At 66.1% G+C, this 24,252-nt stretch carries 16 protein-coding genes; 7 read left to right on the plus strand and 9 right to left on the minus strand.

Going from position 1 to position 24,252, the window contains the following annotated elements; translation table 11 throughout:
• Positions 1 to 40 precede the first annotated feature (40 nt).
• Positions 41 to 1,534, minus strand: coding sequence for an aldehyde dehydrogenase family protein (locus tag DM373_RS15905; RefSeq protein ID WP_110994489.1), 1,494 nt, complete (start codon positions 1,532 to 1,534; stop codon positions 41 to 43).
• A 445-nt stretch (positions 1,535 to 1,979) separates the two neighbouring features.
• On the opposite strand from DM373_RS15905, the gene peaA reads away from it, so the two are divergent.
• The 5 genes from peaA (at position 1,980) to DM373_RS15930 (ending at position 8,265) form a co-directional block, all read left to right on the plus strand.
• Positions 1,980 to 3,545, plus strand: coding sequence for a quinohemoprotein amine dehydrogenase subunit alpha (gene peaA, locus DM373_RS15910; RefSeq protein WP_110994490.1), 1,566 nt, complete (start codon positions 1,980 to 1,982; stop codon positions 3,543 to 3,545).
• A gap of 53 nt (positions 3,546 to 3,598) precedes the next feature.
• The gene (gene peaB / locus DM373_RS15915; protein ID WP_110994491.1) at positions 3,599 to 5,029 is read left to right on the plus strand and encodes a quinohemoprotein amine dehydrogenase maturation protein; all 1,431 of its coding nucleotides are present in this window, start codon (positions 3,599 to 3,601) and stop codon (positions 5,027 to 5,029) included.
• 1 nt (position 5,030) lies between these two features.
• Positions 5,031 to 5,354 (plus strand): quinohemoprotein amine dehydrogenase subunit gamma, encoded by a 324-nt coding sequence (gene qhpC / locus DM373_RS15920; RefSeq protein ID WP_046855356.1) that lies wholly within the window; start codon positions 5,031 to 5,033, stop codon positions 5,352 to 5,354.
• 19 nt (positions 5,355 to 5,373) lie between these two features.
• Positions 5,374 to 6,495 carry a quinohemoprotein amine dehydrogenase subunit beta gene (peaD, locus tag DM373_RS15925; RefSeq protein WP_110994492.1) on the plus strand — a complete coding sequence of 374 codons (1,122 nt, stop codon included), beginning with the start codon at positions 5,374 to 5,376 and terminating at the stop codon, positions 6,493 to 6,495.
• 96 nt (positions 6,496 to 6,591) lie between these two features.
• Positions 6,592 to 8,265, plus strand: a complete 1,674-nt coding sequence (locus tag DM373_RS15930; RefSeq protein ID WP_110994493.1) for a fatty acid CoA ligase family protein — start codon at positions 6,592 to 6,594, stop codon at positions 8,263 to 8,265.
• Positions 8,266 to 8,389: 124 nt separating this feature from the next.
• Here the strand turns inward: DM373_RS15930 and mobA are convergent, their stop codons facing one another.
• From mobA to DM373_RS15945, 3 genes are all read right to left on the minus strand, one after another.
• The gene (gene mobA / locus DM373_RS15935; RefSeq protein WP_110994494.1) at positions 8,390 to 8,965 is read right to left on the minus strand and encodes a molybdenum cofactor guanylyltransferase MobA; all 576 of its coding nucleotides are present in this window, start codon (positions 8,963 to 8,965) and stop codon (positions 8,390 to 8,392) included.
• Between the two features lie 62 nt (positions 8,966 to 9,027).
• The gene (locus DM373_RS15940; RefSeq protein ID WP_110994495.1) at positions 9,028 to 12,150 is read right to left on the minus strand and encodes an efflux RND transporter permease subunit; all 3,123 of its coding nucleotides are present in this window, start codon (positions 12,148 to 12,150) and stop codon (positions 9,028 to 9,030) included.
• A gap of 11 nt (positions 12,151 to 12,161) precedes the next feature.
• The gene (locus DM373_RS15945; protein ID WP_110994496.1) at positions 12,162 to 13,337 is read right to left on the minus strand and encodes an efflux RND transporter periplasmic adaptor subunit; all 1,176 of its coding nucleotides are present in this window, start codon (positions 13,335 to 13,337) and stop codon (positions 12,162 to 12,164) included.
• A 158-nt stretch (positions 13,338 to 13,495) separates the two neighbouring features.
• Between DM373_RS15945 and DM373_RS15950 the strand changes: the two genes are divergently transcribed.
• Both DM373_RS15950 and DM373_RS15955 read left to right on the plus strand, forming a co-directional pair.
• Positions 13,496 to 14,197, plus strand: coding sequence for a response regulator (locus tag DM373_RS15950; protein ID WP_110994497.1), 702 nt, complete (start codon positions 13,496 to 13,498; stop codon positions 14,195 to 14,197).
• A 6-nt stretch (positions 14,198 to 14,203) separates the two neighbouring features.
• Positions 14,204 to 15,502: an ATP-binding protein gene (locus DM373_RS15955; protein WP_110994498.1), complete on the plus strand. Its 1,299-nt coding sequence runs from the start codon at positions 14,204 to 14,206 to the stop codon at positions 15,500 to 15,502.
• A gap of 142 nt (positions 15,503 to 15,644) precedes the next feature.
• Here the strand turns inward: DM373_RS15955 and DM373_RS15960 are convergent, their stop codons facing one another.
• From DM373_RS15960 to wecB, 5 genes are all read right to left on the minus strand, one after another.
• Positions 15,645 to 16,733 (minus strand): GGDEF domain-containing protein, encoded by a 1,089-nt coding sequence (locus tag DM373_RS15960; protein WP_110994499.1) that lies wholly within the window; start codon positions 16,731 to 16,733, stop codon positions 15,645 to 15,647.
• Between the two features lie 150 nt (positions 16,734 to 16,883).
• Positions 16,884 to 17,723, minus strand: a complete 840-nt coding sequence (locus tag DM373_RS15965; RefSeq protein WP_110994500.1) for a DUF4434 family protein — start codon at positions 17,721 to 17,723, stop codon at positions 16,884 to 16,886.
• Positions 17,723 to 20,725: a phage receptor gene (locus DM373_RS15970; protein ID WP_110994501.1), complete on the minus strand. Its 3,003-nt coding sequence runs from the start codon at positions 20,723 to 20,725 to the stop codon at positions 17,723 to 17,725. Before DM373_RS15970 ends, DM373_RS15965 begins: the two co-directional genes overlap by 1 nt.
• Positions 20,722 to 22,896: a cyclic di-3',5'-guanylate-activated glycosyltransferase NfrB gene (gene nfrB, locus DM373_RS15975; protein WP_110994502.1), complete on the minus strand. Its 2,175-nt coding sequence runs from the start codon at positions 22,894 to 22,896 to the stop codon at positions 20,722 to 20,724. Before nfrB ends, DM373_RS15970 begins: the two co-directional genes overlap by 4 nt.
• Entirely contained in the window at positions 22,893 to 24,047 is a 1,155-nt protein-coding gene (wecB, locus tag DM373_RS15980; protein ID WP_110994503.1) for a non-hydrolyzing UDP-N-acetylglucosamine 2-epimerase, read from the minus strand. Before wecB ends, nfrB begins: the two co-directional genes overlap by 4 nt.
• Positions 24,048 to 24,252: the final 205 nt, after the last annotated feature.

Here is a 24,252-nt window from a genome sequence, read left to right on the forward strand (position 1 = left end):
TGCGTGGGAGCGGGCTTGCCCCGCGATGAGTCCATAAGATTCAGAGCTTGATCAGCACCGACTTGAGCTCGGTGTAATGCTCGATCGCCGCCGCGCCCATCTCGCGGCCGACGCCCGAGAGCTTGTAGCCGCCAAACGGCAGCGCCGGGTCCAGGGCGCTGTGGCAGTTGACCCAGACCGAACCGGACTTGATCCGCGGGATCATCCGGTGCACCGCGGCCAGGTCGTTGGACCAGATGCTCGCGCCCAGCCCGTAGGGGTTGTCGTTGGCCATGCGCACCACCTCGTCGATGTCGTCGAACGGCATGGCCACCAGCACCGGGCCGAAGATCTCTTCCTGCACCAGGCGGTGGCGCTGGTCGACATCGACGATCACCGTCGGCTTGACGAAGTAGCCCGGGCCGAAGCCTTCGCCACCGCAGGCGATGGTGGCGCCCAACTCGCGGCCCAGTTCGATGTAGCCGGTGACCCGGTCCTGCTGCTTGGCCGAGATCAGCGGGCCCATCTGCACCGACGGGTCCAGGCCGTTGCCCAGCTTCATGCCGTTGGCGATGCCGGCGATGTCGGCCACCACGTTGTCGAAATGCTTGCGGTGCACGTACAGGCGCGAGCCTGCGCAGCACACCTGGCCCTGGTTGAAGAAGATCGCGGTGGCGGCACCGGCGGCGGCTTCCTGCAGGTTGGCGTCGGGCATGACGATGGTTGGCGACTTGCCGCCCAGCTCCAGGGTGACGCGGGTCATGTTGTCCATGGCCGCCTTGCCGATCAGCTTGCCGACCTCGGTGGAACCGGTGAAGGTCAACTTGTCGACGCCGGGGTGGCGGCTCAGGGCGGCGCCGGCGTTCAGGCCCGTGCCGGTGACCACGTTGAATACCCCGGCCGGGTAGCCGGCTTCGTCCACCAGTTCGGCGAGCTTGAGTGCGGTCAGCGGGGTTTCGTCGGCGGGCTTCAACACCATGGTGCAGCCGGTGGCCAGGGCCGGGCCGAGCTTCCAGCAGGCCAGCAGCAACGGGAAGTTCCAGGCGACGATGGCACCGACCACGCCCACGGCTTCGCGGCGCACGAAACCATGGAACTGGTCGTTGGGCATCAGCGGCAGCGAGGGCTCGACCGTGCTGCCTTCGACCTTGGTGGCCCAACCGGCCATGTAGCGCAGGAAGTCGATGGCCAGTTGCACGTCCATCACCTGCGCCACGGCGGCGCTCTTGCCGTTGTTCAGGCATTCCAGTTCGGCCAGCTGCTGGGCGTCGCGCTGCATCAGGTCGGCAAGGCGCCACAGCAGGTTCTGCCGTTCACGCGGGCGAGTGCGACTCCAGGCCGAATCGTCGAAGGCCTGGCGCGCGGCGCGCACGGCGCGGTCGACATCCTCCGGGTCGGCCGCGGGCACCTCGCCAAGGACTTCGCCGGTGGCCGGGTTGCGAAAACTCAAGGTGCGACCGCTGGCGGCGTCCTGCCAGTCGGCGCCGATGCGCATCCTGAGCTTGCGGGCGAGGAAGTCGCGGGTGGCGGGGAGGATCGGCAGTTCGGAATGCATGGGGGCGGTGCCTCTTGTCATGGTTGTGACCAGGGCTGGGGCAATGGGCGTGCCAAAGGGCTCGGATGCCTGGCAAGGCCCGGCTGGCGGTGGTTTTTGCCGGGTTGGGAGTTAAAGGAATCAGGGGTGATCTGTTGCATATTGAGATCGGGTGAGACGGCATGCGATACACATGGCTATGTGTTCGGCTCTAGGGTGCTAGGGCCGCACGGCGGCCCCGGCATTACCAGCTCCGGCGGTTGTCTCAAGGTGAAACACCCAGTCGCGAAATGGGACGTTCACCTACAATTCCAATCGCTGGCCCATACCCGCAAAACCCAGGCAACTCGCTGATCTAAAACATTTTTGCTGCAACTGGCACACTTCCTGTATCGCAACTGTCACATGCACACCGCAGTACCCAAGCGTGCAATAACGATAAGAACAACACCGTGGAGGTCTGACCTTGAAGACGACTCGACTCCGGCGGCAGGCGGGCACACTGGCGCTGATCGCCACCGCACTGCTGTCCGCCCAGGCCATGGCGGCCGAACAGGGCCCGAGCCTGTTGCAGAACAAGTGCATGGGGTGCCATATCCCCGAGGGCAACGACAGCTACAGCCGTATCAGCCACCAGCGCAAGACCCCCGAAGGCTGGCTGATGAGCATTGCCCGCATGCAGGTGATGCACGGTTTGCAGATCAGCGACGACGACCGCCGCACCCTGGTCAAGTACCTGGCCGACAAGCAGGGCCTGGCACCCAGCGAGACCGACGGCGTGCGCTACGCCATGGAGCGCAGGCTCAACACCGTCGAGCACTTCGACGATCAGCTCAGCCAGATGTGCGGGCGTTGTCACTCCGGTGCCCGGGTCGCTCTGCAACGGCGCCCGGCCCAGGAATGGGAGCACCTGGTCAACTTCCACCTCAGCCAATGGCCGTCCCTCGAATACCAGGCCCAGGCCCGCGACCGCGACTGGCTGGACATCGCCCTCAAGCAGATGGTGCCGGACCTGGCCAAGCGCTTCCCCCTCGACAACCCGGCCTGGGCCGAATGGCTCAAGGCCCGGCCCAAGGCCGACGCGCTGGTGGGGCAGTGGGCGTTCAGCGGCCATATGCTCGCCAAGGGCGATGTGCGCGGGGTGATGAGTGTCAGCGCAGGCGAGGGCGACACCTTCAAGGTCGAGGTCAAGGGCGCTTATGCCGACGGTACGCCGTTCAACGGCAGCGGTTCGGCGATCCTCTACAACGGCTACGAGTGGCGCGGCAACGTCAAGGTCGGCGAGGCCAACCTGCGCCAGGTGTTCGCCGCCATCGACGGGCAGATGAAGGGCCGCATGTTCGAGGCCGAGCATGACGAGCGCGGTCTGGACTTCAACGCCGCCAAGGCTGGCCAAGGGCGTTTGCTGGCAGTGCAGCCTGCCTTCATCAAGGCCGGCAGCGACAGCGAGATCACCCTGGTGGGCAGCGACCTGTCCGGCAAGCCGGAGCTGGGCGCGGGCGTGGAAGTGACCGAAGTGCTGGAGTCGACGCCGACGCTGATCCGGGTCAAGGCGCGTGCCGCCAAGGATGCCGCCGCCGGCCAGCGCGAAGTGTCGGTGGGCGCGCTCAAGGGCTTGCAACTGGCGGTGTACGACAAGGTCGACGAGGTCAAGGTGGTGCCGGCGTTCTCCATCGCCCGCATCGGCGAAAACGGCGCCTCGGTGCCCAAGGTCCAGGGCCGTTTCGAGGCCGAGGCCTGGGGCAAGGACGCCAGCGGCCAGCCGCTGCGCATCGGCTACCTGCCGGCCACCTGGAAAGTCGAGCCGTTCAACGAACGGGCGGTCGAGGACGAAGACGTCAAGTTCGCCGGGCAGATGCAGGCCGACGGCGTGTTCGTGCCAGGCGGTGCTGGGCCCAACCCTGAACGCAAGATGATGACCAACAACGCCGGCAACTTGAAGGTGATCGCCACCCTGGCGGACGGCGGGCAGACCGGTGAGGGCCACATGATCGTCACCGTGCAGCGCTGGAACAACCCGCCGCTGCCTTGAGGGCAGGGGCAAAGCGCATAAACACCTGACGAATCGATTATCGGGAGGTCGCCATGGGCGCACTACTGAACCTGGTCGAACGCAACCTGCACGAAGTGCAGGTGGATGCCGACCGCATGCTGTTCCATATCCCCAGCAGTTCGCTGTTCGCCACCGATGCGGTGACCGGCGGCATCATCGACACCCTGCGCCGCCAAGGCTGCTCTGCCGAGGAGCTGATGCAGCAGCTCGGCCAGCAGTTCGACGGGCAGGACATCCAGGAAACCCTGCGCGAACTGATCGCCCTGGAAGTGGTCAGCGACGGCTCGCCGCTGACCCCGGAAATCGCCCTCAAGCAGGTCGAGCGCACCGCGCTCAACACCGTGGTGCTCAACGTCAACACCGGCTGCAACCTCAGCTGCACCTATTGCTACAAGGAAGACCTCGACAAGCCTTCGGCCGGCAAGAAGATGAGCACCGCCACCGCCGAGGCGTCGGTGGAGATGCTGCTCAAGGAGTCGCCCGACGAAACCCGCTACAGCGTGGTGTTCTTCGGCGGCGAGCCGCTGTCCAACCGGCCGCTGATCGAACACATGGTGGCTTACTGCGAGCGGCGTTTTGCCGAGGCCGGCAAACAGGTGGAGTTCATCATGACCACCAACGCCACGCTGCTCACCGAAGAGATTGTCGACTGGCTCAACGCCCACCGTTTCGGGCTGTCCATCAGCATCGACGGGCCCAAGACCGTGCACGACCGCAACCGCATCACCGTGGGCGGGCAGGGCACCTACGACGTGGTGCGGCGCAAGGCCGACATGCTGCTGTCGCGCTATGACAGCCGACCGGTGGGGGCCCGCGTGACCTTGACCCGTGGCATCACCGATGTGGAGACCATCTGGAACCACCTGTTCAACGAGATGGGCTTTGCCGAGGTGGGCTTCGCCCCGGTGACGTCCGGTGACATGGCCGACTTCAACCTCAGCGGCGAAGAGCTGGTGCAGGTGTTCGACAACATGAAGGCCCTCGGCCGGCGCTACCTGGAAGCGGCGCTGGAGCACCGCAACATCGGCTTCTCCAACCTGCACCAGTTGATCACCGACATCCACGAGGGCCACAAGAAGGCCCTGCCGTGCGGTGCCGGGCTGAAGATGCTGGCGGTCGATCACCAGGGCGAGCTGAACCTGTGCCACCGCTTCACCGGCTCCAGCCTGCCGACCTTCGGCAACGTGCACCAGGGCGTGAAGCAGGCGCAGCTCAACGACTTCCTGTCGCAGCGCCTGGACCGCAGCGGCACCGGCTGCGACAGCTGCCGCATCCGCAACCTGTGCTCCGGCGGCTGCTACCACGAAAGCTACGCCCGCTACGGCGACCCGCAGCACCCGACCTACCACTATTGCGAGCTGATGCGCGACTGGGTCGACTTCGGCATCGAGGTCTACAGCCGCATCATGGCCGCCAACCCGGCCTTCATCGATCGCTACATCACCCCCAGGAAGGCGCACTGACATGAAGCACCTCAAACCGCTGAACAACAAGGCGCGCATCCTTGAACAGGCCGCCGCCGAGGACCGCGTCGAAGAAGTGCTGGCGATGAGCGCCGTGGCCGGCTGCACCGCCACCACCGACCCGGGTTGGGAGGTGGACGCGTTTGGCGGCGTCAGCTCGCTGTGCCAGCCGATGGAGGCCGACCTGTATGGCTGTTCCGACCCTTGCTGGTGGCCGGCCCAGGTGCCGGACATGATGAGCACCTACCAGGACTGGAACGCCCAGGCGACCAACTCCGCCGAAGACTGGCGCAACCTCGGCACCGTATTCCCGAAAGACAAATAGAACGACAAGGGGAAACCGCATGAAACCTGGATTCTGCGCGCAACTCGCGCTTACCGTCGCCGCCACGGCCTGCGCCTGGGCGGCCCAGGCCGACGACGCAGGCAAAGCCCTGCAGGCCGGCCACGAATACCTGATCGCCACCAACTACCCGAACAACCTGCATGTGGTCGAGGTGGCCAGCGACACCCTGTACAAGACCTGCCGCATGCCCGATTCGTTTGGCCCGGGCACGGCGATGATGGCGCCGGACAACCGTACCGCCTACGTGCTCAACAACCACTTTGCCGATATCTATGGCATCGACCTGGACAGCTGCAAGACCACCTTCCACGCCAACCTGTCCAGCGTGCCGGGCGAGGTGGGCAAGGCCATGTACTCCTTCGCCATCAGCCCCGACGGCAAGGAAGTCTATGCCACGGTCAACCCCAGCCAGCGCCTGAACGACCATTACGTGGTCAAGCCGCCGCGCCTGGAGGTGTTCCGCACCGGCGACGGGCTGGACGCCAAGCCGGTGCGCACCTTCCCGATGCCGCGCCAGGTGTACCTGATGCGCGCCGCCGACGACGGCAGCCTGTACGTGGCCGGGCCGGACATCTACAAGATGGACGTGAAGACCGGCAAATACACCGTCGCCCTGCCGCTGCGCAACTGGAACCGCCCGGGCTACAGCGCACCCGATGTGCTGTACTTCTGGCCGCACCAGAGCGCGCGGCATGAGTTCTCGATGCTCTACACCATTGCCAAGTTCAAGGATGCCAAGCAGGACCCGGCCACCGCCGAGCCGTTGTACGGCTACCTAAGCATCGACCTGAAGACCGGCAAGGCCCACACCGAGGAGTTCGCCGAGCTGACCGAGCTGTACTTCACCGGCCTGCGCTCGCCGAAGGATGGCAACCAGATGTACGGCGTGCTCAACCGCCTGGCGCGCTACGACATCAAGCAGAAGAAGCTGGTCAAGGCGGCGAATCTGGAACATACCTACTACTGCGTGACCTTCGACAAGGCGGGCGACAAGCTGTACCTGGGCGGCACTTTCAACGACCTGGCGGTGTTCGACCCGAATACGCTGGAGAAGGTGAAGAACATCAAGCTGCCAGGCGGTGACATGTCGACCACCACGCCGCAGGTGTTTGTCAGGTAACCCCATCGCGGGGCAAGCCCGCTCCCACGGCGCGTGGGAGCGGGCTTGCCCCGCGATGGCGATGGTTCAGGTAGACCAGAACTACAAGAGATACCCATGACCCAGCCAAGCTATTCCCAAGGCAACCCCGACAAACCCTTGCTGAACGCCTGCATCGGTGACGCCTTCGACGCCACCGTCGCCCGTTTCCCCGACCGCGAGGCCCTGATCGTCCGCCATCAGCAGCTGCGCTACACCTGGCGGCAACTGGCCGAAGCGGTCGACCAGCATGCCCGGGCACTGATGGCCCTTGGCGTGCAGGCAGGCGACCGCCTGGGCATCTGGGCGCCCAACTGCGCCGAGTGGTGCATCACCCAATTCGCCAGCGCCAAGGTCGGGGCGATCCTGGTCAACATCAATCCGGCCTACCGCAGCAGCGAGCTGGACTACGCCCTGGGCCAGTCCGGCTGTCAGTGGGTGATCTGCGCCGATGCCTTCAAGACCTCCGATTACCACGCGATGCTGCTCGGGCTGGTGCCCGGCCTGGGCGATAGCCAGCCCGGCGCACTGGCCAGCGAGCGCTTGCCCGAGCTGCGTGGCGTGATCAGCCTGGCCAGCGCTCCGCCAGCAGGTTTCCTGCCATGGCCGGCCTTGCAGGCCCGGGCCGGGGAGGTGACCAGCGAGCAGTTGGCCGCCCGTCAGGCCAGCCTGCGCCCGGGGGACCCCATCAACATCCAGTACACCTCCGGCACTACCGGTTTCCCCAAGGGCGCCACCCTCAGCCACCACAACATCCTCAACAACGGCTACATGGTCGGCGAAAGCCTCGGCCTCACCGAGCACGACCGCCTGGTGGTGCCGGTGCCGCTGTACCACTGCTTCGGCATGGTCATGGCCAACCTCGGCTGCATGACCCACGGCAGCACGCTGATCTACCCCAACGACGCCTTCGACCCGCTGCTGACCCTGCAGGCCGTGGCCGAAGAGCGCGCCACCGCGCTGTACGGCGTGCCGACCATGTTCATCGCCGAGCTGGATCACCCACGCCGGGGCGAGTTCGACCTGTCCAGCCTGCGCACCGGGATCATGGCTGGCGCCACCTGCCCGATCGAGGTGATGCGCCGGGTGATCGACGAGATGCACATGGGTGAAGTGCAGATTGCCTACGGCATGACCGAGACCAGCCCAGTCTCGCTGCAGACCGGCGCCGATGATGACCTCGAGCGCCGGGTGACCAGTGTCGGCCGCACCCAGCCACGGCTGGAGAACAAGATTGTCGACGGTGAGGGCAGCACGCTGCCGCGCGGCGAGATCGGCGAGCTGTGCACCCGTGGCTACAGCGTGATGCTCGGCTACTGGAACAACCCCAAGGCCAGCGCCGAAAGCATCGATGGCGAGGGCTGGATGCACACCGGCGACCTGGCGGTGATGGACGAGCAGGGCTATGTGCGCATCGTCGGGCGCAGCAAGGACATGATCATCCGCGGCGGCGAAAACATTTACCCACGCGAGCTGGAGGAGTTTTTCTTTACTCACCCGGCGGTGGCTGATGTGCAGGTGATCGGTGTTCCGTGCAGCAAGTATGGCGAGGAGATCGTGGCCTGGATCCGCTTCCACCCAGGGCACGGTGCCAGCGAGGACGAGTTGCGCGAGTGGGCGAGGGCGCGGATCGCCCACTTCAAGGTGCCAAGGCACTTCCGGTTTGTTGATGAGTTCCCGATGACGGTGACGGGCAAGGTGCAGAAGTTCAGGATGCGCGAGATCAGTATCGGGGAGCTGTATGGGCGTTAAGCATTGCTTTCATTGGCCTCTTCGCGGGTAAATCGCACCGGCGCACCGCCGCTCCCACAGGTACAGCGCCGACCCTGTGGGAGCGGGTTTACCCGCGAAGAGGCCGGCACTGGCAGCAGATGATTCAGTCCTGCAGCAGTTCCGGGCTGTTGAAATTGCTCAGCCGCTGATCATCCTCCGCACATTCCAGCCCCTGCACAGCCTCAACCAACAGCGCCTTCTGCAAACTCCGCTCACCCGCCGCCCAAGCCTGCTCCAGCACCGGCAGCACCCGCCGCGGCAACACACTGAACATCGGCTGCCAATAGCCCCCCTGACGGACCATCGCTGCACTGTCGTGCTCTACAGCCAGCTTCAGCAGGTCCTCTATCAGCACCTGATCAACCAAGGGCGCATCGCACGCCAGCAGCACCACCCATTCATGCCTGGCCACCGTCAACCCGGCAATCACCCCGGCCAGCGGCCCAGGGAAGTCGGCCTCGGCATCGCCAACCAGTCGGTCGGCATAGGGCCGGTACAGCTCCTGGTTGCGGTTGCAGGAGATCACCACATCGTCGGACAACCCGCGCACCACCCGCTGCACATGGGCCGCCAGCGGCTCGCCGCGCCACGGCACCAGGCCTTTGTCACGGCCGCCCATGCGCTGGCCACGGCCGCCGGCGAGGATGAGGATCGAGCAGGGGGGCAGGGCAGCGGGCATGAAAAAGGGTTCCGGGCAGTCAATGCCGGGAACCCTCTCATTCAACCCAGGGGCTTGTCCAGTCAGCTTTCGCTGGTCACTGGCTTGCCCTCCCTGGCCCGGTCACGCCCGGCCAGGCGCATCACCACCACGAAGAACACCGGCACGAACACCACGGCGAAGGTCGCGCTGAGCATGCCGCCGATCACCCCGGTGCCGATCGCCTGCTGGCTGGCCGAGCTGGCGCCGCTGGCGATGGCCAAGGGCACCACGCCGAGGATGAACGCCAACGAGGTCATCACGATCGGCCGCAGGCGCAGGCGGGCGGCCTGGATCGCGGCCTGGGTGGCATCGACGCCCTGGTCGACCAGCTCCTTGGCGAACTCGATGATCAGGATGGCGTTCTTCGCCGACAGGCCGATCAGGGTGATCAGGCCGACCTTGAAGAACACGTCGTTGGGCAGGCCGCGCAGGGTTACCGCCAGTACAGCGCCGAGCACGCCCAGCGGCACCACCAGCAGCACCGCGGTGGGGATCGACCAGCTTTCGTACAGCGCCGCCAGGCACAGGAACACCACCAGCAACGACAGCGCCATCAGCAGCGGTGCCTGGCTGCCGGACAGCCGCTCCTGCAGCGACAGGCCGGTCCACTCAAGGCCCGCGCCGGCAGGCAGTTGCGCCACCAGCCGCTCGATTTCGGCCATGGCCTCACCCGAGCTGTAGCCGGGCGCCGGTTCACCGGAGATCGACACCGCCGGGTAGCCGTTGTAGCGGGTCAGCTGCACCGGGCCGCTCTGCCAGTGGGCGGTGACGAAGGCGCCCAAGGGCACCATCTTGTCGCTGTTGTTGCGCACATGGATCTTGAGCAGGTCCTCGACCTGGCTGCGCTGGTCGCCTTCGGCCTGCACCACCACCCGCTGCATGCGGCCCTGGTTGGGGAAGTCGTTGACGTAATTGGAGCCCACCGCGGTGTTGAGTACCTCGCCGATGGCGGCGAACGACACGCCCAGCGCGTTGGCCTGGCGGCGGTCCACTTCCAGCGCCACCTGCGGGCTTTCGGCCAGCGAGGCTTCGCGCACGTTGACCAGCAGCTTGCTTTTGCGCGCCTGCTCCAGCAACTGGTCGCGGGCCTGCATCAGTTCGCTGTAGCCCATGCCGCCGCGGTCCTGCAGGCGGAACTCGAAGCCGCTCGACTCACCCAGGCCATCGACCGGCGGCGGCAGCACCGAGTAGGCGATGGCGTCCTTGAGCTGGGTGAAGGCCATGGTCGCACGGTCGGCGATGGACTGAGCGCTGTCGTCGCTGCCGCGCTCGGACCAGTCCTTGAGCGTGGTGAAGGCCAGCGCCGCGTTCTGCCCGCTACCCGAGAAACTGAAGCCCAGGATCAGCGTGGTGTTGGCCACGCCCGGCTCTTCGGCGTTGTGCGCCTCGATCTGCCGCGCCACTTCGATGGTGCGAGCCTGGCTGGCGCCCGGCGGCAACTGGATATCGGTGATGGTGTAGCCCTGGTCTTCGGTGGGCAGGAACGCACTGGGCAACTGGCTGAAGCCATACACCAGCACCCCCACCAGCGCGGCATACACCAGCAGGTAGCGGCCACTGCGCGCCAGGGCGTGGGTGACCCAGCGCTGGTAGCCGTTGCTCATGCCGTCGAAACGGCGGTTGAACCAGCCGAAGAAGCCTTTGCGTTGGTGGTGCTCGCCTTTGCCGATGGGCTTGAGCAGGGTGGCGCACAGCGCCGGGGTGAGGCTCAGGGCGAGGAACGCCGAGAACAGGATCGACACCGCCATCGACACCGAGAACTGCTGGTAGATGACCCCCACCGAGCCTTTCATGAAAGCCATCGGCAGGAACACCGCCACCAGCACCAGGGTGATGCCGACGATGGCGCCGCTGATCTGGCCCATGGCCTTGCGCGTGGCCTCTTTGGGCGGCAGGCCCTCTTCGGCCATGATCCGCTCGACGTTCTCCACCACCACGATGGCGTCGTCCACCAGGATGCCGATGGCCAGCACCATGCCGAACAGGGTCAGCACGTTGACCGAGAAGCCCAGTGCGTTCATCACCGCGAAGGTGCCCATCAACGCCACCGGCACCACCAGTGTCGGGATCAGGGTGTAACGGAAGTTCTGCAGGAACAGGAACATCACCGCGAACACCAGCACCATGGCCTCGACCAGGGTGTTGATCACTTGCTTGATCGACACTTTGACGAACGGCGAGGTGTCGTAGGGGATGTCGTATTTCACCCCGGACGGGAAGTAGCGCGACAGCTCATCGAGCTTCTGCTTGACCAGGGTGGCGGTTTCCATGGCGTTGGCGCCTGGCGCCAGCTTGACGCTGAAGGCGCTGGTGGCCTTGCCGTTGAGGCGGGTGCCGTACTGGTATTCCTGGGCGCCGATCTCGACCCGGGCGACATCGCCGACGGTCACCGCCGAGCCATCGCGATTGGCCCGCAGCACGATGGCGGCGAACTCTTCGGGCGTGCTCAGCTGGCCCTTGACCAACACGTTGGCCGTGATTTCCTGGGTCGCCCGGGTGGGCAGGTCGCCGATGCTGCCCGGCGCCACCTGGGCGTTCTGCGCGGCAATGGCCTCGGCCACATCGTTGGGCGTGAGGCTGAAACCGACCAGCTTGGCCGGGTCGATCCAGATCCGCATGGCCCGTTCCGAGCCATACAGCTGCGCCTTGCCCACGCCCTTGACCCGGCGAATCTCGTTCATCACGTTGCGCGCGAGGATATCCGACAGGGCGATCTCGTCGAGGCTGCCGTCCTCGGAGGTGAGGGTGGCCAGCAGCAGGAAACCGGTGGACACCTTTTCCACCTGCAGGCCCTGCTGGGTGACCGGGCGCGGCAGGCGCGACTCGATCACCTTGAGGCGGTTCTGCACGTCCACCTGGGCCAGGTCCGGGTTGGTGCCGGGCTGGAAACTGGCGGTGATGGTGGCGCTGCCCAGGCTGCTTTGCGAGGCGAAATACAACAGGTTGTCGGCGCCATTGAGCTCCTGCTCGATGATGCTGACCACGCTTTCGTCCATGGTCGCCGCCGAGGCGCCCGGGTACACGGCGTAGATTTCCACCTGCGGCGGCGCCACATCGGGGTACTGGGCCACCGGCAGCTGCGGCAGGGCCAGGCCGCCGAGCAGCAGGATGAACAGCGCGACCACCCAGGCGAAGATCGGGCGGTCAATGAAGAACTGCGGCATGGATCAGGCCCTCACTGGCCGTTGTGCTGGACGATGGGGAGTGCGTCCGGTTGTTCGTCGACTTGCACCTGGTCACCGGCCTTGACGTGCTGCAGGCCTTCGACCACGACGCGTTCGCCCGGCTTGAGGCCGTCGTTGACGATCCATCGGTCGCCCTGGGCGCTGCCCAGTTGCACCTGGCGCTCGCTGATACGGTCCTGCTGGTCGACCACCAGCACCTTGGGAACGCCGGCGCTGTCACGCAGGATCGCCCGTTGCGGCACGCTGATGCCCTGGGGTTGCACGGCCTGTTCCAGGCGCACGCGCACGTAGCTGCCGGGCAACAGGTCGAGGTCGGGGTTGGGGAACTCGCTGCGCAGGGTGATCTGGTTGGTGCTCGGGTCCACGCTGAGGTCGGAGAACAGCAGCTTGCCGGGCAACGGGTAGGCGCTGCCATCGTCCTGGATCAAGGTGGCCTTGACCTGGCCCTGGCCGACCTGTTGCAGCTCGCCGGCCCGCAGCGCGCGGCGCAGGGCGTTGAGCTCGCGGGTCGATTGGGTGACGTCGGCGTGGATCGGGTTCAGTTGCTGGATGGTCGCCAGTGGCGTGGTCTCGTTCTGGCCGACCAGTGCGCCTTCGGTCACCAGTGCCCGGCCGATGCGCCCGGAGATCGGCGCGGTGACGGTGGCGTAGCCGAGGTTGAGGCGGGCGCGCTCGAGAGCTGCCTTGGCTTCGGCCACTGCGGCGTCGGCCTGCAGGAAGCTGGCGCGGGCATTGTCGTATTCCTGGCGGCTGACCGCCTTGTCGTCGACCAGCTGGCGATAGCGCTGCTCTTGCAGGCGGGCCTGGTACACCGTGGCCTCGGCCTTGGCCAGGGTGGCGCGGGCGCTGTCGAGGTCGGCCTTGAACGGCGCCGGGTCGATCAGGAACAGGACATCGCCCTGCTTGACGTCGCTGCCTTCGCGGTACACCCGCTTGAGCACCACCCCGGCTACCCGGGCGCGGACCTCGGCGGTACGCGGGGCGAGGATGCGCCCGCTGAGTTCGCTGCTGATGGCCAGTGCCTGCAACTGCAGGGTTTCGACCCGCACCTGCGACACGGGCGCCTGGTCTGCCTGCTCGGCAGCGTCATCGCAACCGGCAAGCGAGAGGGTTAACAGCGCCAATAGCGCCAAGGGGCGCAGGCGCGAAGTGCTCAAAATGGACATACGGATCTTCCAGGGTTGATCGGGCCTATGCTAAGGCAAGCGTTCGCGGGGGCGCTGTTAAGCTCTGTAGGGGGTATGTGAAAAAGTGTGAAGCAGCGGCGGCACCCGGCGCAGGATTCGATATCCTGCCTCCCTTCACTCCTTCGTCAAAGCCCTTTATGCCGAACCTTCTTCTGGTCGAGGACGACAGCGCGCTGTCCGAGCTGATCGCCAGCTACCTGCAACGCAACGACTTCCATGTCCGGGTGATCGCCCGTGGCGACCATGTGCTGGATGCGTTCCGCCAGCTCAAGCCGGACCTGGTGATCCTCGACCTGATGCTGCCGGGCCTCGACGGCCTGCAGGTGTGCCGCCTGCTGCGCCAGGAGTCGCAGAGCCTGCCGATCCTGATGCTGACGGCACGCGACGACAGCCACGACCAGGTGCTGGGCCTGGAGATGGGCGCCGACGATTACGTGACGAAACCCTGCGAGCCCCGCGTGCTGCTGGCCCGGGTGCGCACCCTGCTGCGCCGCAGCAGCATCCACGAGCCACGCCTGGACAGCGAGCAGATCCTCATCGGTGGCCTGCACATCGACCTGGCCGAGCGCACGGTCAGTTGGCGTGGCGAAGAGGTGGAGCTGTCCAGCGGCGAGTACAACCTGCTGGTGGTGCTGGCGCGCAACGCCGGCGAGGTGCTCAGCCGCGACCGCATCCTGCAGCAGCTACGCGGCATCGAGTTCAACGGCACCGACCGTTCGGTGGACGTGGCCATCTCCAAGCTGCGCCGCAAGTTCGACGACAGCGCGGGCGAAGCGCGCAAGATCAAGACGGTGTGGGGCAAGGGCTACCTGTTCAGCCGCGTCGAGTGGGAGTACTGATCCGCCATGCTGAAGATCCTGGTGCGCCTGTACCTGGTGATCATCGCCGCCTATGCCGGCGCCTTGCTGCTGATCCCCGATGCCATCGTCGGCGCCTTCCACGGGCGTTTCATGGCCTACAACCTGGACCAGACCAAGGGCGTGCAGTCGTTGATCGTGCGCCAGTTCCAGCAGGCGCCGCGCGAGCGGTGGCCAGCAGTGGAGCAGGAGTTGGCCAAGGCCTTTGCGCCGCTGGAGGTGCAGTTGCTGGCGATGGACCAGGCCGACCTCGACCAGGAAGAGCGGGCCCGCCTGGAGCACGGCCAGCACGCGGTGCGGATCGCCGACTGGGGTTACTACGAAACGGTGCTGGCCCCCTTGGACAAACAGTGGCTGGTGCGCTTGCACTCACCCCCCGACCCGCTGGACATCAACGTGCTGTCGTGGGGCGTGACGGTGCTGATCGGCGCCGCCATGCTCGGCTGCCTGCTGCTGTGGGTATGGCCGCACTGGCGCGACCTGGAGCGGCTGAAGGAGACCGCGAGGCGCCTGGGCCAGGGCGACCTGGCCGAGCGCACGCACATCCCGCCGCGTTCGAACATCGGCGAGCTGGCCGGGGTGTTCGACACCATGGCCGGCGACCTGGAGCGCCACCTCAACCAGCAGCGCGAGCTGCTCAATGCCGTGTCCCATGAGCTGCGCACACCACTGACGCGGCTGGACTTCGGCCTGGTGCTGCTGTACGACGAAGTGCCGCCGGCCAGCCGCAAGCGCCTGCTGGAGCTGGTCGGCCATGTGCGCGAGCTGGATGAACTGGTGCTGGAGCTGCTGTCGTACAGTCGCCTGGAGAATGCCAACCAGGCCCGCGAGCGGGTCGAGGTGTCGCTGCTGGAACTGGTCGACAGCGTGCTCGGCAGCTTCGCCGAAGAGCTCGATGGCCGGGGTATCCAGTGGGAAGTGCGCAGCGAGGGCGACTTGCCGCGTTTCGTGCTAGACCCCAGGCTGACCGCCCGCGCGGTGCAGAACCTGGTGCGCAATGCCATGCGCTATTGCGACGAGAGCCTGCTGCTGCGCCTGCGCCTGGAAGACGACGGCGCCTGCCTGCTGACGGTGGAAGACGACGGCATCGGCATCCCGGTGGAGGAGCGCGAGCGGATCTTCCAGCCGTTCTACCGCCTGGACCGTAGCCGTGATCGCAATACCGGCGGGTTCGGGCTGGGGCTGGCGATCAGCCGGCGAGCCATCGAGGGGCAGGGCGGGACCTTGACCGTGGCGCAGTCGGCGTTGGGTGGGGCGCAGTTCAGGATTCGATTGCCGGCGGGGTAATGCTGCCCATCGCGGGGCAAGCCTGCTCCCACGCAAACAGTGGACTGCCCCCAAGAAGTCGGACAGTTCTAGGTTGGATTGATGTCCAGTTTCTTGGGGCTAGATCAACATCGTGGGAGCGGGCTTGCCCCGCGATGGCGGTTCAGTTCGCCACCAACTGTCGTGTCCACAATACGAACCGATCCTTGCCACTGTGCTTGGCCGCGTACAACGCCTGGTCCGCGCGGATCAGTGCCATGGTCAGGGTGTCGCCACTGGCCACCGCGGTCAGGCCGATGCTGATGGTCACTGGGTGCTCGGCGCTGTCTTCGCGCACCCGGCGGCACAGGGCGACCACCTGCTGCTCGGCGGCCTGCTGGTCTAGCCCCTGGAAGAAAATGGCGAATTCCTCGCCGCCCAGGCGGGCGAACTCGAAGGCGCCCATCGAGGCGCGGATATGCCTGGCCACGCGTTTGAGCACCTCGTCGCCGATGTCGTGGCCGAACTGGTCGTTGACCTTCTTGAAATTGTCGATGTCGATCATCGCCAGGTACTGCCCGGGGCCGGCCAACTGCAGCTGGCGTTCGGCCTTGGCCATGAACGAGCGGCGGTTGGGTATTTCGGTGAGCACATCCACATAGGCCTGGTCGAGCAGCACCTTGGACAGGTAGAAGTTGTGCAGCTTGGCCTGGCGGATGCGCAGGTAGCTGTAGATCACCAGGCCGCTGAGGCACACCGCGTAGCTCAGCAGCATCGCGCCTTCGAGCTCCAGGACCTGGATGTGGGTGTGGTAGAAGGGGTTGAGTATTAGCCAGGTGATGGTCATGGCGGTGAAGAACGACCAGCGCCGTATCGGCAGGACCGACACGGTATAGAGCACGGTGGCGACCACCAGGATCAGCCAGACCGGACGCAGGGCGATGGGGATGCCGTCGATCACCAGGCGCATGCCCAAGGTGAGCACGCCGAGAAACAGCAGGTGCAAAACGTCGAAATGGCGGCTCCGGCGGGTGAAACCGAGCACCATGGTGAGGCTGCATAGCGCGGCGATGAAGGCGCCGGAAATCCAGGTGAAGCCCTGGCCGCCGAGGTAGCTGATGATCAGGTCGAAGACCAGCCAGATGGCGATGCCGACGCAGAAGATCAGCAGGCAGAAGCGGTGCATGGCCTCGTATTCGTGCTGGCGGAACTCGGCGCGCAGGGCGGCCGGGGCGACCTGCTGGCGGATGTGGGCTTCTAGGGTTTTGTACATGTTCAGGGTTGCCAGCAGTTGATGTGTTGTTGTCTCGGGCCTCTCGCGGGGCAAGCCCGCTCCCACGGAGCCTTGCCCAGGTTCTTGGGGGCAGTTCACTTCGTGGGAGCGGGCTTGCCCCGCGAAGACACGCTATACAAATGGCATGGTTCATTCTTGCGACAGCATACCTTTTGCCCATGGCCTGTAGCGCAAGGCAAACACCGCTTCGGCATGGCATCCCCCGGTCAGCATGGGCTGCGCGGGCTCGGCGCGAAACGCTTGCCCCGGCGCACTGACCTGGCGAAAGGCCTCGCGCACGATCCCCACCCGACAGGGCAGGGCCTGCTCGTAAGCCTGGCGCACCAGTGCTGGCAAACGCCCGGTACCGACGCCGTCCTGCCACCAGACACTCAGCCCAAGGCTGGCGAGCTCGTCGAGCCAGGCGCCGTTGACCCCTGGCGAGAGCTGCCCGGCGCTGAAGGCGCTGATATGCAGCGGCTTGTCCAACTGCCGGTTGAATGCCTGCAGCTGGGTATTCAACGCCGCGCGGCGCTCGGCGTCGCGAAAGTGCAAATCGTCCAGTTCCATTGGCAGGTACCAGCCCTTCACCGGCAATGCCCAGTCGGCACGCAGCTTCTGGTACTGGCTCAGTGAGCGGCCCAGCTGGGCCTTGAAGTAGTTGTTCAGGCCTTCGCCATCGAGTTCCTCCAGCCGCTGGTAGTAGGCCGGGTCCATGTACAGCCCCAGCACCAGCTCCAGCCCTTGGGCCCGCGCTTCACGCAGGCTGGCGGCGAGCCAGCCGTCACTGCCGCCGAAATCGCTGTCACCGTAGGCGCTCCACTGCACGATCAGGGTCTTGCCGCCCTGGGCCACGGTGGCGTGCCATAGCTGCTGCCATTGGGCTGGCGTGACCGTGGCATCGCGGTTGAGCGGCTGGTAGAACAGGCGTTGGTCGGCCTGCACGGGCAGGCACAGGGCGAGCAGGCAGGCCAGCAGCAGCGTACGCATCAGAAGTTCATCTCCACACCCAGCAGCACACCGTTGGCCCGCTCATAGAGGTTGCCGCCCAGCGACTGCTGGTACTCGGCACGGACCTTGAGGGAGCCTCGGTAGGCGTTGTAGCGGTCGTCGTCGAACCACCACTGCCAGCGCACGCCCACGCCCGTGCGGGCGTCCTGGCGCCAGTCGTTGCTGGGGTCCTGGCTGGAAAACTCGAAAAAGCCGTAGGGCATGATGGTCTGCGGCGAGTCGCCGCGCAGCTTCCAGGCATGCCCTTGCTGGAAGCGCGACAACCAGGCGTGGTCGCCGGCACGGGTCCACCAGGCGGCGTCGAGGTAGAGGAAGCGCTCGTCCCAGTCGTCCTCGTCTATGCGCCAGTCGTTGCGGTAGCGGCCCTGGTCGAGGAACGAGGCGGTGGCACGCAGCAGCAGGTCGTTGCTCGATTCGGCGTGGTGGCGCAGGTCGCCCCAGTTGCCGCCGACCTTGGCCGGGCTGAGCAGCTCGCCCAGGCTCAGGCCGTTGTAGTGGTCGCTGTCGATCTGGCGTTGGTGATAGAGCTCGGCGTACAGGTTGAGGTTGGCCTGGCCGATGGGTTTGTAGCGCAGCCCCACGCCGGTGCCCATGCTCTGGGCGTAGTCGGTGCGGCTCTGGCCGCCGAACAGCACCCGGCCGTAGACCGACAGCGTGCTGCCGTTGCGGCTGGGCTCCTCGCCCAGGGCGTGGTCCCACATGGCCAGTTGCACGTTCTGCGACTGGGCGCGACGCGAGCTGCCGCTGCGCTGGCCGTTGTCTAGGAACTTGTCGTTGGTCGAGGTGCCGGCGGGCGACCAGGTACTGGCCAGGGTGATGCTGTCGCGGCGCGACAGGGTTTCGTGGGCGCGGCGCTGGCGGTACTTGCGCGCTTCCAGGCTGCCGTACTCGTCGTCGCCGTCGACCAGGTTCTGCTCCACGTCCAGCACCCGACGCAGCTCGCGGCGGGCCGAGGCGCTGTCTTCGGCCTCGTCGTAGCGCAGGGCCAGGGTTTCGCCCAGGCGGTAGTCCTCGGGGAAATCGCGGGTGGCGCGTTCCAGGTAGGGGATCGCCTGGCGGCGTTGCTGTTTGTCCGCGGAACCGGCCAGGCGCATGCCGTAGTCGGCGCGGTAGCGTGGTTGGTCCGGGGCCAGGCGCACGGCTTCGGCCAGCCAGGCGGTGCTCTGGGCGCTGTCGCCGGCCTGCTGGGCAGTGTTGGCGGCGGCGTAGTAGTGGTCGGCACGCGGCGCGTGGCGCAGGGCTTCGCGTTGCAACGCCAGCGCTTGCGAGGTGTCGCCCTGGCGCTGGGCGATGGCAGCACCCAGTGCCCAGTCGTCGGCGCTGTTGTGCGCTGCGGCGTCCCAATGGCGGCGTGCGGCGTTGGCATCGCCGGCATTCAAGGCGCTGCGGGCGGCGGTGAGGCGGGCGTTGTCGGTCCAGGCACTGGCCGGCAGGCTGTTCCAGATCGCCTGGGCCGCCTGGGAATCCCCCGAGGCCTCCAGAGCGTAGGCCAGGGGCAGCCGGCTGCTGGTGTCGCCCAGGCGCTCGGCAGCCTGGTAGTAGACCACTGCTTCGCCGGGCCGGTCGGGCATGGCGCAGCGGCCCAGGGCGCGGTACTGGCCGGCTTCGCTCGGGTTGGCCGGGATTGCCCGGCGCACGGCATCGCACTGGCCGTTCTCGGCCAGGCGGCCGAGCAGTTGCGCGCGCGTGGCGGCATCCACCCGTGGCACCAGGGCAAGCATGCGTTGGCTGTTCAGCGGGCCGTCGTTGCGGGCGTAGAGGTTGCCCAGGCGTTGCAGCAGCGCAGGTGTGAGGCGGCCCTGGCGGCGGTCGTAGGCCTGCTCGAGCAGTTGCCGGGTGTGTTCGGCCTGGCCTTGTTCCAGCCACATGAAACTGGCTTGCTCCAGCGCGGCAAGGTCGCCGGTCTGGCGGTAACGCTGCTCCCACTGTGCGGGCGTGCGTGGTTGCGGTGGGCGAGGCGGGTCGCCGTACAGGCGCTGCTTGAGGATGGCGTAGGCGCGCTCATTGTCATTGGCCTGGCATTGGCCCAGTTGCTCGCGGGCCAGTGCCGGGTCCTTGCGCGACAGCCAATCGACGGTTTCCAGGCAGGGGCGCTGCAACTGGTTGCTCAGGCTGCGTACCAGTGCGGCGTCGTTGCCTGCGCGGGCCACTTCCCACAATTGCTGGCGTTGTTCAGGCTGCTGCAATTGCTCGGCGGGCAGGCTCTGCAACCAGCGCTTGGCCTGCTGGTTGTGGCCCATGGCGATGGCCCGTTCGGCCATGGCCAGGCGTGCCTGGGTGGCCGCCTGAGGGGACGGGGCACTGGTCAGCAGGGCGGTCAGGCCCTGTTCGTCGACCTGCTGGATATAGGCATTGGCCAACCGCTGCCAGTCTGGCGGTGGCAACTGGCCCTTGGCGGCCAAGGGTTGCAACTGCTCGATGGTTTCGCCCCAGTTGCGCAACTGTTCGGCGAAAGTACCCCGGGCCAGGCGCAGTACCATGCCGTCGTCGCGTGGCGGCAACTGGTTGAGCCAGTCCAGGGCGCGGCGGGCTCCGCCGAACTTGGCCAGGCTCAGGCTGTAGGCCTGCCACAGGCGGATGCGCTGATTGGTGTTGCTGTTGGCCAGCCAGCTTTCTACCTCGCTGGCGGGCGGTGGGTCCTGTTCGATCCAGGTCAGGCGCAGTTCAAGCAGGGCATCGGCATGTTCGGGGTTGTCGTCGAGGTCATCTGCTATGGCCTCGGCCTCTTTGTAGCGGCGCTGGTGGGCGAGGGCTTCGGCGAGCAGGGCGCGGGCTTCGTTGTTGTTCGGCACGCGCTTGAGCACGTGGCGGGTCAGCCGCTCGACTTCGGCCCAGTTGTCCCGTTGCGCTTCGCGGTAGCCACGTTCCATGAAGGGGTAACTGGTGAAGCGCTGGAAGTCGCTCATCGGCGCCGTTGGGGCGGCCAGGGCGCAGGTGCACAGCATCAGGCTGGCCATGCTCAGGGAAAAACGCGGCGTCATGCCACCTCCCGGGTCAGTTCATAGGCGGCCTGCTGTTCGCTGGCCTGTTCGTCGAGCGCCTGCTGCAACACGGCCTCGGTGATGATCCCGCGCTCGATCAAGTGTTCGCCAAGGCTCTGCTGCTCGGGGTCGAAGTCGATCAGTGCCTGGTTGAACAGGGTGGTCGGGACCATGCCACGCACTTGCAGCAGGGTGCCGAGCATGACCTGGTGGGTGCAGACCTTTTCCATCAGCTCGACATCGTCCTGGTGGCGCTCCAGCACCTTGAGCATCTGCCGGGTCTCAGGCTGCTGCCAGGGGCTCGGGTAGTGGTAGCGCAGGCCGAGCGTGACCCGGCCCTGGGGGGCCAGGCGAGCACGCACGGGGCGCTTGAGCTGGCGGCTGATCACCCCCAGCGAGACCTGGCTGACCGGGCTTTCGCTGGCCAGCACCAGGGTGTCGCCGTCTTCCTCCACCGGTAACACGCCGTAGTGGGTGGCGAGCTTGCGCGGCAGCTTGTCGATCAGTTGCCGGTTGATCTTGAAGGGGTTGAGGGGCGCCCACGGCAGGTCGAGCTGCTCGGCCAGGGTCTGGACCAACTGTTCGCTGGTCAGCCAGCCGCGCAACAACAGTTCGCGGCCCAGGCGTCGGCGCACCGGGCTGGTAATCGCCTGCTCCAGCTGCTGTTCGGTGATCAGGCCCTTTTCCATCAAGCGATGCCCCAGCGGCGTGCGCGCCGGGGTGGCGAGGGCAGGGAACTCATGGGTGGTCTTGTCCCAGGCCACCCGCCGTGAATCGCCCATCTCCATCACCTGGCGCAGGGCGCGCAGGTTGGCGAAGAAGTTGACGAAGTTGCTCCACATCATGCGTGGCGCCGACAGCAGCCCCTCGAAGATGCCGTAGTAGCGGGTGACGAACCAGAACCGCTGGAACAGGCGGTTGACCAGCAGCAGGCCATTGAGCCAAAGCAGCAGGCTGAGCAGCTTGCTGTCGCTGAGGATCGACATGAAACGCCACGACTCCGGCGCGATCATCGTGACCAGCCACATGGCCAGCAGCACCAGCAGCAACAGGTTGACCAGGAAACTCAGCAGGTAGGCGAACAGGCCGCGGCGATCGCGCCAGAGGAAGTAGTTGAGCGCGCCGGTGCGGCTCCAGCCGAGGTTGCTGGTGCCCTGGAACACGATGCCGACGATCCACCGCGACTTCTGCCGGATGGCGTGCTGCCAGTCGCGGGGAAAGTGCTCGCGCACGCAGATCACCTGGGCGAATGCGCGGCTCATGCCGGGGCGCCACTCCTGCTTGAGCGCCAGGGCCGGGTCGGTGATGGAGTAGCGGGCGAAGATGCATTTCATGCCCTTTTGCTTGAGCCTGAAACCGATGTCGTAGTCCTCGGTCAGCGATTGCACGTCGAAGGCGATGCCGTCGCCGTCTTCGAGCAGGGCGCTGATCGCCCGCCGGCTGAAGCAGGTGCCCACGCCGGCGCTGGGCACCTGGCCGGTGAGCGCTTCGCGCACGATCACGTCCTTGCCGTGGTTTTCGGCGAACTCGTCCACATAGTGCCCGGCGGTGAAGCCTTTCCATTCCGGGGCATAGGGGTACACCGGGATCTGGATCATGTCCTTGTTCGGCAGCAGGTAGTTGAACAGGCGCAGTTCCATGGGCGAGATGACGTCTTCGGCGTCATGCAGGATGAAACCGGCGAACTCGATGCGCGCGTCCTGCTGGAAGCGCAGGATGGCGTCGATGATGTTGTTCAGGCAGTCGGCCTTGCTGGTGGGGCCGGGGCGGGCGCAGACCACCTTGTGCACGTTGGGGTAGTGCAGGCACACGGCATCGACGTCGGCCTGGGTTTGCGGATCGTTGGGGTAGGTACCGACGAAGATCTGGTAGTTCTCGTAGTCGATGGTCGAAGCCGCCAGGCGGGCCATCTCGCCGACCACGCCGACTTCGTTCCAGGCCGGGACCATGATCGCCAGGGGTTTTTCCGGCACCTCGAACAGGCGTTTTTCGTCGGCCTTGCCGTGCTTGTCGTAGATGCGAAAGCGCCGGATCAGCGTGCGGCCCCAGTAGCACAGGTCGATGAACAGGTCGTCCAGGCCCAGCAGGAACATCAGCGTGGCCAGGATGATGGCAACGATCTTCAGGCCGAACAGCACGTAGGTGAGGAAGTCGACGAAGGCCAGGCTCATGCGTTGGCCCGTGCGGCACGTTGTTCGGCGAACCAGCGGCTCAGGCGCTCGGCGATGCGCTCGCTGGCATGGCCGTCACCGAACGGGGTGTAGACCTGGGCCATGCGCGCGTAGGCGTCGGGGTCGTCGAGCAACTGGCTGGTTTCGTGGACGATGCGCTCGGTCAGGGTGCCGACCAGTTTCACCGTGCCGCCCTTGAGCACGGCCGGGCGCTCGGTGACCTTGCGCAGCACCAGCACCGGCTTGCCCAGGGCGGGAGCTTCTTCCTGCACACCGCCGGAGTCGGTGAGGATCAGGTGGGCGCGGTTCATCAGCCAGACGAAGTGCGGATAGTCCTGGGGGGCGACCAGGTGGATGTTCTCGCGGCCGGACAGCACGCTGTACACGGCATGCTGCACCTGCGGGTTGAGGTGCACCGGGTACAGGAACTGTACGTCCGGGTAGCGCAGGGCGAGTTCGGCCAGGGCCAGGCAGATACGCTCGAAACCGCTGCCGAAGTTTTCCCGACGATGGCCGGTGATCAGCACCATGCGCTGGTCATCGCGCAGCACGTTCAGCGGCGATTCGGCGGCCGGGCGCCAGTTTTCCTGTTGCAATTTGTCGCGCATCCACAGCAAGGCGTCGATCACCGTGTTGCCGGTGACCTCGATGTGCTCCGGCGGCACGCCCTCACGGATCAGGTTGGCGTCGGAGTCGCGGGTGGGGGTGAAATGCAGGTCGGCGAGCACCCCGGTCAGGCGCCGGTTGGCTTCCTCGGGCCAGGGTTGCTGCAGGTTGCCGGTGCGCAGGCCGGCCTCGACGTGGCCGATGGGGATGTGCCGGTGGAAGGCGGCCAGGGAGGCGATGAAGCTGGTGGTGGTGTCGCCATGCACCAGCACGATGTCGGGCCTGGTCTGCTCGTAGGCCCTGTCGAGCTTGTCCAGCAAGTCGCGAGCCAGACCGTTGAGGGTCTGGTTCTGGGTCATCACCTTGAGGTCCTGGTCGACCCGCAGGCCGAAGGCGGTGAGCACTTGCTCGAGCATCTCGCGGTGCTGGCCGGTGGAGCAGATATGCAGGTCGACTTCGGGCCAGTTGCGCAGCACCCGGGCCAGTGGGGCCATCTTGATTGCTTCAGGGCGGGTACCGAATACCATCATGACGGTGTAGGCCATGGTCTAACTCCTCGTTCGATTCCCTGGACGAAGTTGTAGGACAAAGCGCTCCTTGCGAATGATTGATAGAAGCAGCCGGAGGCGCGGTTGTCCAATGGATGAGTGAGCGCAAGCGGCCCAGGTCAACGCCATGGTTTTGCACGGCAAGCTGTGGAGGCGCGCGGGCCGCCGAGGGTTCAAAATTTATTGCAGGCTTTTTCCAGGG

It is taken from the genome of Pseudomonas sichuanensis (assembly GCF_003231305.1).
In the GTDB taxonomy this organism is placed as follows: domain Bacteria; phylum Pseudomonadota; class Gammaproteobacteria; order Pseudomonadales; family Pseudomonadaceae; genus Aquipseudomonas; species Aquipseudomonas sichuanensis.